This is a genomic window from Paenibacillus tianjinensis (assembly GCF_017086365.1).
Classification (GTDB): Bacteria; Bacillota; Bacilli; order Paenibacillales; family Paenibacillaceae; genus Paenibacillus_AQ; species Paenibacillus_AQ tianjinensis.
This window is the reverse complement of the sequence record NZ_CP070969.1, coordinates 1,551,173-1,566,035: the sequence shown is the minus strand read 5'-3', so window position 1 is coordinate 1,566,035 and position 14,863 is coordinate 1,551,173. Positions and strand designations below refer to the sequence as shown.

Below are 14,863 nucleotides of genomic sequence, written 5' to 3'. Positions count from 1 at the left end.
CTTGGGCTTTAAGAAACCGGGTCCATCCGAAGTGTAAAGGACATGTTCTGCACACCGTCCTCCGGGCGGTGGAGATAGATGATTTCCAGTTTATTCTCCTGCTCATCACATAGGATAGACGGCTCCGGTGCAGCCGCTGTCACCCGGCATACTAAACCCGGAAGCGCCCATAGTTCCGGACTCACCTTAGCCTGCGATAGCTCCGGACCGGTGATTTCAAACAGTACTTCAATTGGAACCTCTGTATCCAGCCGGACATCGACCGTCAACAGATCCTTGTCCACAGCAGCCTCAAAAGTCATCCCCCGCAGATGGCTGTTCCAGCTCTTGCCCTGCTCCCTGCGGATAAGGCGCAAATAATACCGGGCTCCATCTGCGTCTCGCCAATGAACGGTCGCCGGATGCATCTGCCCGTTCGTATTCCGGCTCCCCGACATCGCCCCGATCATCCGCCGCTCCTCAATCCAAGCGGACGCTGTGCACAAGTTGCGGTTCGCTCCAGGCTTGTCCCGCTCACACAGCTCGCGGAACTGTTTCTCCACTCTGCGGCTCTCCCCGAAGGACGTGAACTGCGGAAACAGCTCTGGCGGCAGCTCTCCGGCTGACAGTACAATAAGCGGATCATGACTGGTTTCACAGTTCGGTGCTGCCAGATGCTCATAGCCTGCTCCCAGCGCGAGGTAGAGGAATACGCCAATTGAACTGTGACCGGTCATCTCCATCTCATAAGCCCGCGAGAACGGCCCTGACAAATTCTCCAATACCGTATTGTAGAACAGGGCGATATTCTCCCACATTCCACGTTCGAGCGTACGCCCGGTCTCTTTAAAGGCTGCAGTATGCCCATACTTCCTCCACATGCCCAGCACCGTTAGATCCACACCATAATAAGTAGTTGTATTGAATTCAGCAATGCTACCAAATTCTTCAAAACCCTGCAGGAAGGCCGCTGCCTCCCGGTCTGCATGCCGGATCCATTCCGCATTCCCGAAACGGTGCCCGTAGTAATGAACGATAAAGATATGCATCAGTTCAATATTGGAATTCATCGGAATAGCATCGGATAAACGCCGGTCAATGGAAGCTGAAACACTCTTCCGCATCGACTCCTCCATTCGCTGGACAAGAACCTGCGGCAGAACTCCGGCAAACTGCTCAAGAATTACAGCAAAGGTGCTGGCAATGAATTCACGCCAATTGGGGTCATAGCTCTTCCAGACCGGCGGCAGCACCTCATCGATGGCGGACTGCAGATATTGTCTAATCTTCTGACCGTCCACTCCCGGCAGCCCCGAATTTATTTCCCGGGAAAGTATGCTGCTCAGCCGTTTGCCAACCTTCTCTGTAGTTTCACTAAGAAAAAAGGCGAACCCTGGCGCAAACTTTTTCCAGTCATAATTGCCGGCCGGCGGCAGAGCAGCCTGTGGAGAAACACGGAATGTGCCGTGATAGATCTCTTCCGGGCAATCAAACTGCAGGTCCATCACCCGGTTCAATAAGCTACAGGCCCGCTCTACATCGCCTGGACCGCTGCGGATCAGCAGCCCCAGTGCATAATGGGCACTGCTCCGCGTATTATGACGGTCACTCCGCTCCTCATCAATTAAAAGCCCCATCGCCCCGTCATAGAGCGAATCCATCAGCGTCATGGACTGCATTACCAGGTATTGCTGTCTGTCCGTTAGCTTATCTATCATTGCCTGAGTCACACCTCTCCCCCCTTTGTCATTAACCTTTAACCGCGCCAACCATCATTCCGCTGATGAAATAACGCTGCAGGAACGGATAGACGATCAGTATCGGAACGGTGGAGAATACTACGCTCGCCGCTTTGAGGCTTTCGGGCATCAGCTGGGCCATCCCCAGGCCTTCCTGCTGCATCAGCTCGCTGACCTGATTGTTCTGAATCATCTGATAGAGCTTCAGCTGGAGCGGATACAGATCCGGACGGTTGATATACATCAGCGCATCCTGGAATCCGTTCCAGCGTCCCACGGCATAGAACAGGCTGAGTGTAGCAAGTGACGGCAGCGACAACGGAAGAATGATGCGCAGCAGAGTGCCCAGATGGGTTGTACCATCGATCTCCGCCGCCTCCTCCAGACTTTTCGGGATGCTGTTGAAGAAGGAAATCAGGATGATCATATAGAACGGGCTGATCAGACCCGGCAGAACCAGCGCCCAGACCGTATCCAGCAGATGGAGGTTACGGACCAGAATGTAATCAGGGATAATCCCTCCGCTGAAGAACATCGTAATTACAATGATCAGCATGAACCACTTGCGTCCGCGCAGGTCTTTTTTGGATAAAGAGTAAGCCACGGCAATGGTCATAACCATTGACAGTACAGTCGCCAGAACCGTCAGCATAATGGTGAAACCTAAGGAACGGATCATCGCCATATCAGAGAAAACCTTGGTGTAGGCATTAATATTAAATTCCCTTGGAAAAAAGGTCACCAGTCCCGACATAATCGGACGGGTTGAGCTCAGAGAGATCGCAATAATATGAATAAATGGCATTAAGCACAGTAAGATAACAAAAGTAATAATTAAGACATTAAAGATATCAAATATCCGGTTTGATGCGCGTTCGCTCATTGGATTTCCCCCTTCAGTCTCTATCTCGTTTGGCCAGGACTAGAGAATGCTCTCATCCGCCAGTTTCTTGGATGCATAGTTTGCACCGAGCAGGAATATGAGTCCTACCAGTGCCTGGAACAGCCCCACAGCGGTAGCCAGCGAAATCTGTCCAGACTCAATACCGACCCGGTAGACAAAAGTACTCAACACCTCTGAGTAATCCCTTACAGCCACGTTGCCGATGATGAACGGACGGTCGAAACCGATGGAAATCATATTGCCCAGGTTGATAATCAGCAGGGTGGCGATAGTCGTTTTGATGCCCGGAAGAGAAATATGCAGTATTTTCTTAAACCGTCCGGCACCATCAACCTCAGCGGCCTCGAACAGTTCTTTGTTGATCCCCGTCAGTGCCGCCAGATACAGAATCGTTCCCCAGCCCGCGCTCTGCCATACGCCGACCAGCAGATAAGTAACCAGCCAGTAATGCTTGTCGGAGAGGAATGGAATGGCATCCAGCCCCATACCCGTCAGCATATTGTTGATAAATCCTGATTCGGTGCCGAACACCTGCAGCACAATGCCGCCGATAATAACCCATGAAATAAAGTGAGGAATATATAGAATCGTCTGGGCAAACTTCTTGAACCAGACAATCCGCAGCTCATAGAGCATAATTGCCAAAATTAGCGGAGCGGGAAACGAAACGATCAGGTCCAGCAGATTGAGCAGCAGCGTATTGCGCAGCGCCTTGAAGAAATCATTGTTATGAAAGACCTCGCGGAAAATATCAAGTCCAACCCATTCACTGCCACCGATGCCCTGGAAGAAGTTAAATTCTTTAAAAGCAATCTGTACACCGTACATCGGCCCATATTTAAACACCAGGAAGTAAATGACCGGCAGTACGAGCAAAAGATACAATTGCCAGTTTCTGCGGATATAAGTGCTGTTCTTCACTGCCATCACTCTCCTCTCTTGTCTGCGGCAATGTCCGGGGGCCTTGCCCGGCCCCCGGGGGACCTGCCGCTCTCTTTTAAATTTAAGGCCGCTTATTTAGATGACATCTCTTTGTAAGCTTCGGTACGCTCATCCAGAATGGCCTGGCCGCCGCTTGCCATATAATCCTTGATCATCGAGTCGTAGGTGCTGTCGAACTGCTCCGGTTTTACCATCGTCATCTTAACGATGATTTCCTGGAACTTGTCAGCCAGCGCCGTTCCATATTTCGCTTCCGCTTCGATCGGGTGATCGAATTTCACAGGCTGAATGTTGTCTGTATTCGAGATTTCTACCGACTTTTTCATATCTGCCTGGTATTTCTCAGGAGTCTGTGCAATGTACGCCGCTTCATTCTTGGCATCGTCTCCGGCATATTTACCATTAACGATGATAGCAAGGTCACCAAAGTTGTAGATCCGGTCCATCGCTTCCTGTGTCGCATCAGCTTTCACTACAGGCACTCCGTCTACGAGGGTATAGTTCTCATTCTCTACACCGAACTGCATATCGAAGAGATTCGTATCTGAAGCCATCCAATCCAGATATTTCAGTGCGGCTTCAGCATTTTTGCTGGATTTCGGGATCATGACGTACATGGCATTTGGCGCATAGGCCGGCTTGGCATGTTTACCCTCCGAGTTCGTGAAGACATCAACAGGTGTGATCACAGCGCCCGGCACGTTAGCCTGCAGATTTTCGTACCCGCCATTCGCTGAGAAGTACAGTTCCCCTGCATCCTCTGTATAAAAGCCGAGCAGACCATTCTGCAGATTCTGCCACAGCTGCTTCTTGTCTTTATCAAGGCCGAAGTCTTTGCTGATCAGACCTTCATTGTACAGCTTGTTCATGAATTTCAGACCATCTTTGAAGCCCGGGAGCAGCGTCGGATAATCATTGGAGCCCAACTGCTGGGTCAAGGTATACTTCTGCTCATCCGTGAGCGGTTCAATAAAGGACCAGAGAAGCGGCTCATATTGAGCGGACGCCAGGCTCATCCCAAATGGAATGACCTTGCCGCCGGTATTGCCGGGGTCTTTATCCTTGAATGCTTTGAGTGTAGTGTAGAGCTCATCTGTTGTCTGCGGCACCGGCAATCCAAGCTTGTCCAGCCAATCCTGGCGGATGTACCCGGCGTATTTGCCCAGCACAAGTCTTCTGCCCGGAAGTGCGAATTGCTGACCTTTATATTGTCCGTAGGCTAACGTATCCTCGCCCAGAAATTTCTTGAGGTTCGGCGCATTCTTATCCAGCAAGTCCGTAAGATCTGTCAAACCGCCCTGCTCCGCATAACGGTTGAAGGTTCCTGAATCGTAGGTGAACACAATGTCCGGCACTTCACTTTGGCTGGCCATCAGGACATTCAGCTTCTGAATTTCTTCCGAACGCGGCACCGGTACGAACTGGACATCAATATTATTCGGCTTGCCAAAACGCTCCTGCACCAGCCTTGTCAAATAACTGTCGGTGATGGTGTAGCCGGCGGGTGAGTTCCCCCGGTCGAACAACTCTACTTTTAATGTAGTAGGCTTGGATGATTCTGACGCCGCACTTCCGCTGGCAGCATCCTCCTTGGAAGAACATGCGGATAATAGCATAGAGGAGATTAATACGACCCCTATTGCGGGACCTGCCCATTTCTTAGACCAGTTTGTTGTCATTCTCTCATCACCTTTCCCCTTTTGATGTTATTTAACGTATCATCGAATGTATCACCATTTATGCATGGCGCCTTCGATGTCACCTAGTATTACATGTAAATATAAAAACGTACAATAAACCATTTTCCACTGTGAAACACGCGTTTTATATGTATGAAAACATAACATATAAACAATAGTCGTCTAAACAAACTGCTTTCAACTAGCATAGCGGCTTCAGAAAAGACGTCAATCCTGTATATTTTACCTTAAGGATAAGGAGATATGCTTAGCAAACTATTTTCCAGTTATACATGATGAATGAAAGATTCTATTCTTTCTGCGAAAATAGAAGATTGATTTCTCCCAACAGCAAAAAAGCTGATTACGGTTTTCTACCGAAATCAGCTCTTCCTTGCCAGGCGGCCTGCTAAGTCACTTATATCTTCATATCCTTACCCGTATAATCCACGAACCTAAAGGCGCCTTCCGGGGCCATGCGCTGCTCGATCAGGGTGATAATGCCCCCTGCACTCTGGCGCGGATCGGTTGGTGCTTCTTCTCCGCCCATGTCAGTATGCATCCAGCCGGGATGTACACTGAGCACATGAACTCCGCGATCCTGCAAAAAGACATGCAGCTGCTGTGAGAACATATTCAGTGCTGTTTTGGAGATGGAATATGGATAGTCTCCCGGATAGGCGTTAGAGATACTGCCCGCTTCTGAAGAAATATTAATAATCGAAGGCTGTGGTTCGGTGAGCAGCTTCAGGAAATGCTTGACCACCCGGATGGGGCCATACAGATTAATATCCATAGTAGTCAGCATGTCCTGCAGATCCAGCACTTCAACCGGTGTGTTACGGGCGGTCAGAACCGCCGCATTGTTAATAATTGCCCCGAGTGTCCGTCCTTGCGCCTTCAGCTCTGCAGCCAGTGCTGCAATTCCTTCTTCATCCGTCACATCCAGCTTCGCCACGGTTAGTTTATCTCCGTAGGCGGCCGCAAGCTTTGCCAGTTCCGGCTGTTCCTGCTCAGGATGCCGGACTCCGGCAATAACGCCGTGCCCGCGCTCCAGTGCTTCAGCCACCAGCTCCACACCCAGCCCGCGTCCGGCACCGGTAATCAGAATATTCATCATAACTCCCCCTCACTATGCAATTCTGGCTGCTTTATTGCTTATCGTTCTCCAGCAGCTCCACAAGCACCTTTAATTCCTTGAATGTGTCCATATAAGCGTAACGGCCGCCGGTATACTCACCCTTTTGCTGGAGCGGGAACCCCTTGCCCTCGAGCAGCATAATCTTTTCCTGCATGCCTTCGATTACAAAAGCAATATGATGCGGACCTTCACCATGCTCATTCAGATAATCGCGCCATGTGCTTGGCTGATGGTCCGGCTCAATCAGTTCCAGCTGCAGCGATCCCATATCAAAAAAAGCCAGCTTCGCCCGCGCCTCTGTCGGCCCCCCGTTATAGTGGGTCTGGGCAATGTCGGCTGTATCTGTAATAATAATCTCCGGCTGCTCCAGTCCAAAAAACTCCGCATACGCCGCGCTGACCTTCTCCACATCATTCACCAAAATCCCAATCTGTGTAACGAAATGATTACCAAGAACTCCTGACATTTCTCCAAGCCTCCTTATAATCTGACCAGTCTACCATACCGATACTTTGAAAGGGCTGTCAAGTTTGAAAAGACAGCACGTTCGCCCGCCGGCGGCGGAATCAACGGGATTTTTACCGTTGATTTCCAAGCTCGGCCCGCTGGCGGCGGAATCAACGGGATTTTTACCGTTGATTTCTCCGCTCAACCCGCTGGCGGCGGAATCAACGGGATTTTTACCGTTGATTTCCTCGCTCGGCCCGCTGGCGGCGGAATCAACGGGATTTTTACCGTTGATTTCCTCGCTCGGCCCGCTGGCGGGATGGCGTAAAGTAAGTTGTGTACCAAGATTTGGAGCCTAGTCAGGCAACAAAAAAGTAGGGTATTCTCGGGATTGTCGAAGTCCACCAAGAAAGGAACCCTACTCGATGACTATTCTACCCGAAAACATGTTAAATAATCTATTTGAAAATCTTGTCACCCAATTTGTAAAAGATAATCTAGAGTCCATTATGAAAGCGGAAATCCAGCAATTCATGACCAGTGAAGAAGCCGGGAACCACAACAGCCGCAACGGATACTACACCCGGGATCTACACACGAAATACGGAAATGTAGAGGATCTGGCCGTTCCTAGGGACCGTCAAGGAGCCTTCCAAACGCAGTTGTTCGAGCCCTACCAGCGGCGAGATGGATGGCTAGAGGAGGCTGTCATCCAGATGTACAAAAGTGGTATGGGAACGCGAGATGTGGCCCGGTTCATTGAAAGTATGTTCGGCAGCCACTATTCACCCACGACCGTTAGCAACATTACAGCTACGGTACTTGACGACATTCATCAGTGGCAGAAGCGCCCGTTAAACAAACGCTACTCCGTTATCTACCTGGATGGCCTATATGTGAAACTCAAGCGCAGCACCGTTAGCGGAGAAGTCGTTTATTTCGCCATGGGGATCGACGAAGACGGTCACCGCCAGATCCTTGGCTTTTACGTAGGCGGCCAGGAGAGCGCAAACGGCTGGCGCGAGGTGCTCAAAGACCTCTACGACCGTGGTGTCCAGGAAGTCTTGCTGGGCGTGTTTGATGGGCTTCCGGGACTCGATGCAGCGTTCCGTGAAACTTATCCGAAGGCGGATGTGCAGCATTGTATCGTCCACAAAGTGCGTTCGACCTTTCCGAAAATTCGAGTTCAGCACAAAACGGAAGTCATTGAAGATCTGAAGACCATCTACACGGCTGCAGACCATGATCTGGCCCGGGCTGCGTTTGACACGGTGAAGGCCAAATGGGGCAAGCTCTACCCGAAAGAAATGCGGTCCTGGGAAGAACAGTTACCGACGCTGCTGACCTTTTACAAGTATCCCGTGCTCATAAAAGAAGCCATCTACACATCCAATCCGATTGAACGAATGAACAAGGAAATTCGAAAACGCCTGAAGCCGATGAACAGCCTCACGAATATGGATGCGGCAGAGAAAATTGTCTACCTGGACGTCATCGATTACAACGAACGTTTTAGCGAACGGGTCATTCGCGGCTTCGGCGATCTGGAAGTAAAGAAGAAACTAAATGAGATGTTTGAAGAGCGATATCCAGCGCAGGCAGAGCCAGAGAAGTAACTCGAAATCCCTTGTTCTTTGGGGCGGGGTCTCCCCCGCCCCAAAGAACATCTGCACTTACCAACGAACACCCGAGAAGTTACATTCTGCTCTCTTACACAAACTTCTTGACGCTACCGCTGGCGGCGGAATCAACGGGATTTTTACCGTTGATTTCCCAGCTCGGCCCGCTGGCGGCGGAATCTACGGGATTTTTACCGTTGATTTCCTCGCTCGGCCCGCTGGCGGCAGGCTACCACAACTCGTTATCCAGCACGGAATGGATATATTCATACCGGCAGATCCTGCTGCTGCCCTGGGTCAGCACGGGTTTGAATTTGCCTTTTTCACATAAAAAGGCCATGTATTTCCGGATTGTTCTCAGATCAACACCAAGCCTATTCACCAGATCAACCGGCCGGATGTAACCCTTAGACCGTACCGCTAACTGCATAATTTGTTTCTCCATCCTTGTATACCGGCTCATCTCATCATCGGCATTCTGCACCAGGCATGGAATGAACAACGCTTTGATTAAGGAAACTGTCAGCTCCGGCGCCGATTCCAAATCATCGTAAGGTACCGATACTACTCGATAGCCTGCAATCTGCAGATAAGTTTCCCTGTTCAACTCCTGCCGGTACCTGGTGCGGTCGGTATTCTGCTCATGGGGACCATACCCTTTGATCTCAATCGCAAACTTCACCTGGCCCGGCTTCCATACCAGATCAACAAAATAAGGCCGGCCCCGCCAGTCTGAAACCTCATACTCCGGATGCAGATCATCCAAATGCCCAAATATCGGCCACCATACCCGCTCCGCAAACATTTTCTCGCCATGCCCATGCCCGCGCTCCAGCCGGTCCAGACGTTCTCCGCTTCTCTGTTTCTTGTGGTAATCCAGCCACTTCTGATGCTCTTCAGCAAATCCCATTCCTAAGACTCCTCCTCCGCACAAAAAAAGTCCCGCACCCCACTAAACCATGGAGTACGGGACGTTCTTCGTCCGTTTTTATAGATTATATGGTTTGCTGTTCTCCAGCGTCAATGACATCCTATGTCTGGTGGATTCTAGAATACCTGATTTGGATAATTGTCCTTCCGGTTATTACATCAAGGGGTTAGGAACGATGGACCATAAAAGAAGATCAGGCCTGGGCTGACCAACCTGCTCAGCTTCGCACTCGCTTATGTGCTGACCCGCAGGCTGTTTACGCGCAATGTGCTGCGGACGGTGTTTTTTGTTCCCCATGTCATTGGCGGCCTGTTGCTCGGGTTTATCTGGCAGTTTATTTTTGTCCGGGGATTCGAGTCAATCGGCCAGGCCACCGGCTGGTCCTTTTTCAATCTCCCTTGGCTGGGTACTGGAGGAACCGCCTTCTGGGCGATTGTGATCGTGTTTGTCTGGCAAAATGCCGGCTATCTGATGGTGATCTATATCTCGGCGCTCAACAACGTTCCGCGGAGCCTGATGGAAGCTTCCAGCAGCATTCAGGGTTACCTCGGCGGTAAGCTGACCAAAGAAGGTATGCTGAAGGAGTTTCAGGTCAACTGGGACAACCTCAGTGTGCAATAAACACAGCTTCTCTTTTGCTTCTATATACCTGAGCACAAGCCGCGCATTGCTGCGCGGCTTGTGTTTTTAGATTATAGCCGTTCTTTTTCCGCTACATCACCGTTACCCGGTAAGCCTCGACCGTGGCTGCAGTCCCATTAAGAGTTAGTGTCGCATTGTAATATCCGCGGTCACCAGGCTTGCATTTATAATCTCCGGAACATCCGGTCACGAAAAATTTCGTCTTCGAAAACCCCGGATAAACCTGGGTCAGCTTCCGGTAGAATTTATGCCCGTGATGGGTGAAAATCGCCAGCACCTGATCTCTCACCTTTGCCGGAATCGCTGCAAAAAACTTCCCTGTTTCTGTCCCGCTGAGCACATGGCTGGGATCCAACGTAATTCCGCTTACCTTTAAAGGCCAATGAAAATCAATAATGTAATAATATCGGTCATCTAAGTTTTTCAGCAGCTTAAGACTTTCCGGCGTGAATTTCCCGAGTGCACAATCAAGCCATACATACCTCACCTTGCCCTGTGTACCCGGAAAATTCATCTGCCCGGCCGCAGCTCCCAAATATTTAGTAAATAAGGACCGGGTACTCGCCTCCCAATTCCCGATTGACGCTTTGTAAGGAATACTCCCGAGCGTGCCCGTAACCGTATCCTTGAAATCCTTATAGAAGGCATCAGCATTACTTCCATGATTAGCGCTTGCCTGTGCATTATCCCCGCCAAAAATGATAAATCTCTTATTTCCGCTGCTCACCGCTTGGGGCAAAAGATTGCTAAAAATAACTGAGCTGTTCCCGTATCCTACATGGCTGTCTCCGACAACTGCAAAATTAATGCTCTGGGCCTTCACCTTACGCTTCAAGCTGCGTACCCGCTCAGCTCCCGGTGAAAGGCTCCGTTTCTTCATTGTTCCTGCCCGTTTCATCATAAGCAGCCCCTTCTACGAATGGGTTAGATGTTCCTGTCATATTTATATTCGAGGAGCACGGGAAGCTCTTGGACCCGCTGATAAACGAAGGGGCAGGCCCAGGATAACTGGATACTTAGAACCAAAGAAGGCTTGAGTCTTTTTTCACTTGTTCCACAAACATCCATTATTTACAATATAAATAACAATGTTCCATACGAAAAAGAAAGAAGGCTGCTGTATGCGCATCAACAAATGGATACCGCGAATACTGTTCCCCGCCATGGTTATATCAGTGATGGCCGGATGCGGAAACAACGCCCCTAATCATGAGGCAGAAGGAATAAACGAACCCTCCCCCACTGCCGGCGCACATCAGGCGCACTGGTCTTATGAAGGTGACACATCTCCGGAGCACTGGGCTGAGCTGGATCAGCTGTTCACAACCTGCAGTACCGGTACCGCTCAATCCCCGGTAAATATCCTTCATGAGCAAGTAAAGGACGACAAGAGCCTCTCCCTGATCAAGGTGGAGTATTCGCCTTCCCCGGTAGCTATCATTAACAACGGCCATACGATCCAGGTGAACCTTAAGAATCAGGACAACCGGCTTGAGATTGAAGGAAAGACCTATACACTGCAGCAGTTCCATTTCCACCTGCCCAGCGAGCATGAGGTGGACGGCAAACATGCTGAAATGGAGCTGCATCTGGTTCATAAAAGTGAGGACGGGTCGCTTGCCGTGCTGAGTGTTCTGATTCATAAAGGCAGCGAAAATACCGGATTGAACCAGCTATGGTCCGTGCTTCCGCCCGAAGAGAGTGAACAGGAAACTCCGGTTGCGGGTGACTTCAATCTGGATGGGCTGCTGCCTACAGATCTTCATTCGTTCCGCTACCAGGGATCGCTCACCACACCGCCGTGTACCGAAGGGGTGCAGTGGATCATCCTGGAGAATCCGGTTCAATGGTCCGGCGAGCAGATCGGCAAATTTGCTGCTATTTTCCCGCATGACAACCGTCCGGTACAAACACTTGGAAACCGGGAAATTGACAGCGATGAATAGGCTGCTGACAAATACCGGATTTTGGGCGTAATCATCATTTAAGGGCTTCAATCTCCATAGCGGGATTGAAGCCCTTATTGTCATATTTCATTATTAGGTTACTCCTAATCACTGATTCCCCTGCACAGAGGGATGGACGGGAGCACCGTTGGCTGAAACGCCTACGCCATCTGTATACACCATTTTGCCGCCATAATAACCGGTTCCCAGCACAAGGCCGCAGGAGACAAGCGAAACGGCCAAGTACAGCACCAGTGGAACTTTTACAAAAGCTCGTTTCCCCTTCCAGTACATCAGCAATCTCCAGACAACGATCAGAGAAACTATCCAAGCGGTTAAGGTGGCGAGCATCTCGTGGGGCTCAATGAATGAAGTCACACCCCGGGCATCATCATCCGGTCCGGTCGCAATAGCGACCCAGGCTCCAACTGCAGCAAGCATCCACATCCATAACCCGCCGGCAGGATTCAAAGAGCGTTTTTTTAGGGCCAACACCAAATCATACCCGAATCCGATGATGATCAGAGCTATAGGGAAATGTACAACAATGGGATGAATATGGTTAAAGACTTCAGTAAACATCGTAAAACCTCCTTATATTTCTCGCAGAAACAGATACCGCCTTTTACCGAATGCGCAGGCCGTTTCTACTTGAATGGTTGCCTATAGGTTCATTTAGTTCCAGGAAGGATGACCATAAAAGTGCTTCCCTGATGGAGAGTGCTGGTTACGACGATCCGGCCATCGTGCCTGCTGACGATCTCATAGGCGATAGCCAGCCCCAATCCGGTGCCGCCATGTTCCCTTGTACGGGCTTGATCTACCCGGTAGAAACGTTCGAACAGATGGGGCAGATCCTCCTCGGGAATTCCGCAGCCCGTATCTTGAATAATTACATTCACAGTGCCGTTATCATTCCGGGTAATTCCCAGTGTCACTGTGCCTCCCTCTGCAGAGTATTTAATGGCATTATCCAAAAGGATATACAGGACTTGGTCTATCTGCTCGCTGTCGCCAATACAGGTTAGGCTCTCTTCCTCAATGCCTGTGTGGAGCTTTAGCTTCACATTTTTCTCCAGAGCCATTAGCTGCATTCTCACGGCTGCAAAAGAAAGTCTGTCCTGCAAGTCGAATGCCTCCCGCCTCATGCGCTGCAGAGGGGAATCATTTCTGGCGAGTGTAAGCAATTGCCCGGTTAAACGTGTCATACGCTCTATTTCTTCTTTCATATCCTGAAGCACCGTCTGATGGACAGGCGATAGCTTGTGCTGTTCCTCCTCCAGAATGTCCACCGACAGCTGAAGCACGCTCAGAGGTGTCCTTAGCTCATGGGAGGCGTAAGAGGTGAATTTTTGCTGCCGGATAAACGCTTGGTTGAGAGGGAGTATAGCCCGGCCGGCCAGTATATAACCTATGATCGTGGTCACCGCCAGGAGGAGAAGAGTGATCCCGAAGAGGAGCAGCCTCATCTCTTTTAACAGATGTTCCTGTTTGCTCACCTCTTCCCCGATCCAGAGAACAGGATGTGATTCGTCACCTGTCATTAATCGCAGAATTGCAAAATCTGCCTGGTTCTTACCCGGAAAATAGCTTAAATGAACGTAGCTTTTACTCCCTTGAGCATCCAGCTGCTGTTGGAAGGAAGGCTTAAGCAGCAGGTTATTTCTCTCTGGCGAATGAACAAAGACCGTCCATGATGAATCTGCTATGACAGCAAACTGGTCACTCTGCAGATACTCCCATTCCATTCTGCGGGCACCTGCCTGCCGCTGTTCACGGATCTCCTCTGCATCCTCTGCCAGCACGGGTTTATTTAACCATTCATCCAAAGCTTTCAGCCCGGCAGATTCCAAATTATGCCTTTCATCCCTGTGCATCACATCCGTCAGTACCCCGTAAAAGGAAACCGCCATGATGAGCAGAATTAATCCAATCATCGTGCTGTAAAAGATGGTTAATTGCCTGCGGGTATTAGGTATCATCATGGTCAACCCCATTATCTGCTAAACGATAGCCTCTTCCGTGTACACTCCGGATCAGCTTCACAGGGAAGGGATCATCAACTTTTTTCCGCAACAGCTTGATGACGGCATCGACAGCATTCAGAGTCACATTAGCTTCACTGCCCCATACAGAATTGAGAATACGCTCTCTGGAGAGCACGACATTCGGATGACGGGCAAAAAACTCCAGCAGCTGGAACTCACGTTTGGTCAATGTTAAGGGCACACCTTCACGTTCTGCCTCCTGTGTGTCCGGACTCAGCCGGAGGCCGCTGACCGCATACTTTAGGGTATATCCCCGGGTTTGCTTTCTGCGGTCCAGGGAGGTAATCCGGGCTAATAATTCTTCGAAAGCAAAGGGCTTGATCATATAATCGTCTGCCCCTGTAAGAAGTCCGCTGACGCGATCCTCAATCTCGCCGCGTGCAGTCAGCATCAGAATGGCCGTATTGTCATTCAGGACCCGCCGCTGCCGGCATAGCTCCAGACCGGTTTTGCCGGGAAGCATCCAGTCCAGAATATACAGATCAAATTCCGCAGTGGAAAAAAATTGTTCCGCCTCTTCCGAATTGCGGGCCCATTCCGTCCGATGTCCTGCCGATATGAGCTTATACTGAATCATATAGCCAAGCTTGGCGTCGTCTTCTACTACTAAAATGTGCATGACATCCTGCTTTCTAATTCCAAAAATGGTAGTTCATGTGGCGCTTGCCTCTGCCATCATTGAAGTCCGGCTTTATTAAAATCCTTAAGACATATTATAGCTATAAAAAATGAAAAAATAATGAAATACTAACTTATGCACTTCAGGCAAAAGAAAGAGACCTGCCGGCTTATAGGCCTGACAAGTCTCCGCTGAAACGGTTCCTTAGATATAACTATAACTTACTT

The 14,863-nt window shown here is 50.0% G+C and carries 14 protein-coding genes and 1 pseudogene; 4 read left to right on the top strand and 11 right to left on the bottom strand.

Annotated features, from left to right (window positions below):
• Positions 1–8: 8 nt before the first annotated feature.
• The 6 genes from JRJ22_RS06845 to JRJ22_RS06820 all read right to left on the bottom strand — a co-directional run bounded on the left by JRJ22_RS06845 (position 9) and on the right by JRJ22_RS06820 (position 6,850).
• Complete coding sequence (locus JRJ22_RS06845; protein ID WP_232381054.1) at positions 9–1,697, bottom strand: DUF8769 domain-containing protein; 1,689 nt, start codon at positions 1,695–1,697, stop codon at positions 9–11.
• Positions 1,698–1,728: 31 nt separating this feature from the next.
• The gene (locus JRJ22_RS06840; protein ID WP_206103797.1) at positions 1,729–2,601 is read right to left on the bottom strand and encodes a carbohydrate ABC transporter permease; all 873 of its coding nucleotides are present in this window, start codon (positions 2,599–2,601) and stop codon (positions 1,729–1,731) included.
• Between the two features lie 39 nt (positions 2,602–2,640).
• Positions 2,641–3,549 carry an ABC transporter permease gene (locus JRJ22_RS06835; protein ID WP_408637869.1) on the bottom strand — a complete coding sequence of 303 codons (909 nt, stop codon included), beginning with the start codon at positions 3,547–3,549 and terminating at the stop codon, positions 2,641–2,643.
• Positions 3,550–3,635: 86 nt separating this feature from the next.
• A complete protein-coding gene (locus tag JRJ22_RS06830) occupies positions 3,636–5,243 on the bottom strand; it encodes an extracellular solute-binding protein (protein ID WP_206103795.1) in 1,608 nt (535 codons plus the stop codon).
• 418 nt (positions 5,244–5,661) lie between these two features.
• The gene (locus JRJ22_RS06825) at positions 5,662–6,363 is read right to left on the bottom strand and encodes an SDR family oxidoreductase (protein WP_332461369.1); all 702 of its coding nucleotides are present in this window, start codon (positions 6,361–6,363) and stop codon (positions 5,662–5,664) included.
• A gap of 31 nt (positions 6,364–6,394) precedes the next feature.
• Positions 6,395–6,850, bottom strand: coding sequence for a VOC family protein (locus tag JRJ22_RS06820; protein ID WP_206103794.1), 456 nt, complete (start codon positions 6,848–6,850; stop codon positions 6,395–6,397).
• A 64-nt stretch (positions 6,851–6,914) separates the two neighbouring features.
• On the opposite strand from JRJ22_RS06820, the gene JRJ22_RS06815 reads away from it, so the two are divergent.
• Together JRJ22_RS06815 and JRJ22_RS06810 are read left to right on the top strand one after the other, a co-directional pair.
• Positions 6,915–7,190, top strand: coding sequence for a DUF1720 domain-containing protein (locus tag JRJ22_RS06815; protein WP_206103793.1), 276 nt, complete (start codon positions 6,915–6,917; stop codon positions 7,188–7,190).
• A gap of 66 nt (positions 7,191–7,256) precedes the next feature.
• Entirely contained in the window at positions 7,257–8,447 is a 1,191-nt protein-coding gene (locus JRJ22_RS06810) for an IS256 family transposase (RefSeq protein WP_206103410.1), read from the top strand.
• Positions 8,448–8,679: 232 nt separating this feature from the next.
• Here JRJ22_RS06810 and JRJ22_RS06805 read toward each other — a convergent pair whose 3' ends face one another.
• Entirely contained in the window at positions 8,680–9,360 is a 681-nt protein-coding gene (locus JRJ22_RS06805) for a hypothetical protein (RefSeq protein WP_206103792.1), read from the bottom strand.
• A 225-nt stretch (positions 9,361–9,585) separates the two neighbouring features.
• Here JRJ22_RS06805 and JRJ22_RS06800 point away from each other — a divergent pair.
• Positions 9,586–9,924: pseudogene (locus tag JRJ22_RS06800) on the top strand (carbohydrate ABC transporter permease); the annotation flags it as partial.
• A gap of 169 nt (positions 9,925–10,093) precedes the next feature.
• On the opposite strand, the gene JRJ22_RS06795 reads toward JRJ22_RS06800, so the two are convergent.
• Complete coding sequence (locus tag JRJ22_RS06795; protein WP_206103791.1) at positions 10,094–10,924, bottom strand: metallophosphoesterase; 831 nt, start codon at positions 10,922–10,924, stop codon at positions 10,094–10,096.
• A gap of 220 nt (positions 10,925–11,144) precedes the next feature.
• On the opposite strand from JRJ22_RS06795, the gene JRJ22_RS06790 reads away from it, so the two are divergent.
• Positions 11,145–11,969, top strand: a complete 825-nt coding sequence (locus tag JRJ22_RS06790) for a carbonic anhydrase (RefSeq protein ID WP_206103790.1) — start codon at positions 11,145–11,147, stop codon at positions 11,967–11,969.
• 108 nt (positions 11,970–12,077) lie between these two features.
• Here the strand turns inward: JRJ22_RS06790 and JRJ22_RS06785 are convergent, their stop codons facing one another.
• The 3 genes from JRJ22_RS06785 to JRJ22_RS06775 all read right to left on the bottom strand — a co-directional run bounded on the left by JRJ22_RS06785 (position 12,078) and on the right by JRJ22_RS06775 (position 14,636).
• A complete protein-coding gene (locus JRJ22_RS06785) occupies positions 12,078–12,551 on the bottom strand; it encodes a DUF2231 domain-containing protein (protein WP_206103789.1) in 474 nt (157 codons plus the stop codon).
• An 89-nt stretch (positions 12,552–12,640) separates the two neighbouring features.
• A complete protein-coding gene (locus JRJ22_RS06780; RefSeq protein WP_206103788.1) occupies positions 12,641–13,954 on the bottom strand; it encodes a sensor histidine kinase in 1,314 nt (437 codons plus the stop codon).
• Positions 13,941–14,636, bottom strand: a complete 696-nt coding sequence (locus JRJ22_RS06775; RefSeq protein ID WP_206103787.1) for a response regulator transcription factor — start codon at positions 14,634–14,636, stop codon at positions 13,941–13,943. Before JRJ22_RS06775 ends, JRJ22_RS06780 begins: the two co-directional genes overlap by 14 nt.
• Between the last annotated feature and the right edge of the window lie 227 nt (positions 14,637–14,863).

What these genes read in the sequence shown, in the direction of transcription:
- JRJ22_RS06845 (WP_232381054.1), bottom strand. Translation starts at nt 1,697, where the DNA reads ATGATAGATAAGCTAACGGACAGACAGCAATACCTGGTAATGCAGTCC.
- JRJ22_RS06840 (WP_206103797.1), bottom strand. Translation starts at nt 2,601, where the DNA reads ATGAGCGAACGCGCATCAAACCGGATATTTGATATCTTTAATGTCTTA.
- JRJ22_RS06835 (WP_408637869.1), bottom strand. Translation starts at nt 3,549, where the DNA reads ATGGCAGTGAAGAACAGCACTTATATCCGCAGAAACTGGCAATTGTAT.
- JRJ22_RS06830 (WP_206103795.1), bottom strand. Translation starts at nt 5,243, where the DNA reads ATGACAACAAACTGGTCTAAGAAATGGGCAGGTCCCGCAATAGGGGTC.
- JRJ22_RS06825 (WP_332461369.1), bottom strand. Translation starts at nt 6,363, where the DNA reads ATGATGAATATTCTGATTACCGGTGCCGGACGCGGGCTGGGTGTGGAG.
- JRJ22_RS06820 (WP_206103794.1), bottom strand. Translation starts at nt 6,850, where the DNA reads ATGTCAGGAGTTCTTGGTAATCATTTCGTTACACAGATTGGGATTTTG.
- JRJ22_RS06810 (WP_206103410.1), top strand. Translation starts at nt 7,257, where the DNA reads ATGACTATTCTACCCGAAAACATGTTAAATAATCTATTTGAAAATCTT.
- JRJ22_RS06805 (WP_206103792.1), bottom strand. Translation starts at nt 9,360, where the DNA reads ATGGGATTTGCTGAAGAGCATCAGAAGTGGCTGGATTACCACAAGAAA.
- JRJ22_RS06795 (WP_206103791.1), bottom strand. Translation starts at nt 10,924, where the DNA reads ATGATGAAACGGGCAGGAACAATGAAGAAACGGAGCCTTTCACCGGGA.
- JRJ22_RS06790 (WP_206103790.1), top strand. Translation starts at nt 11,145, where the DNA reads ATGCGCATCAACAAATGGATACCGCGAATACTGTTCCCCGCCATGGTT.
- JRJ22_RS06785 (WP_206103789.1), bottom strand. Translation starts at nt 12,551, where the DNA reads ATGTTTACTGAAGTCTTTAACCATATTCATCCCATTGTTGTACATTTC.
- JRJ22_RS06780 (WP_206103788.1), bottom strand. Translation starts at nt 13,954, where the DNA reads ATGATGATACCTAATACCCGCAGGCAATTAACCATCTTTTACAGCACG.
- JRJ22_RS06775 (WP_206103787.1), bottom strand. Translation starts at nt 14,636, where the DNA reads ATGCACATTTTAGTAGTAGAAGACGACGCCAAGCTTGGCTATATGATT.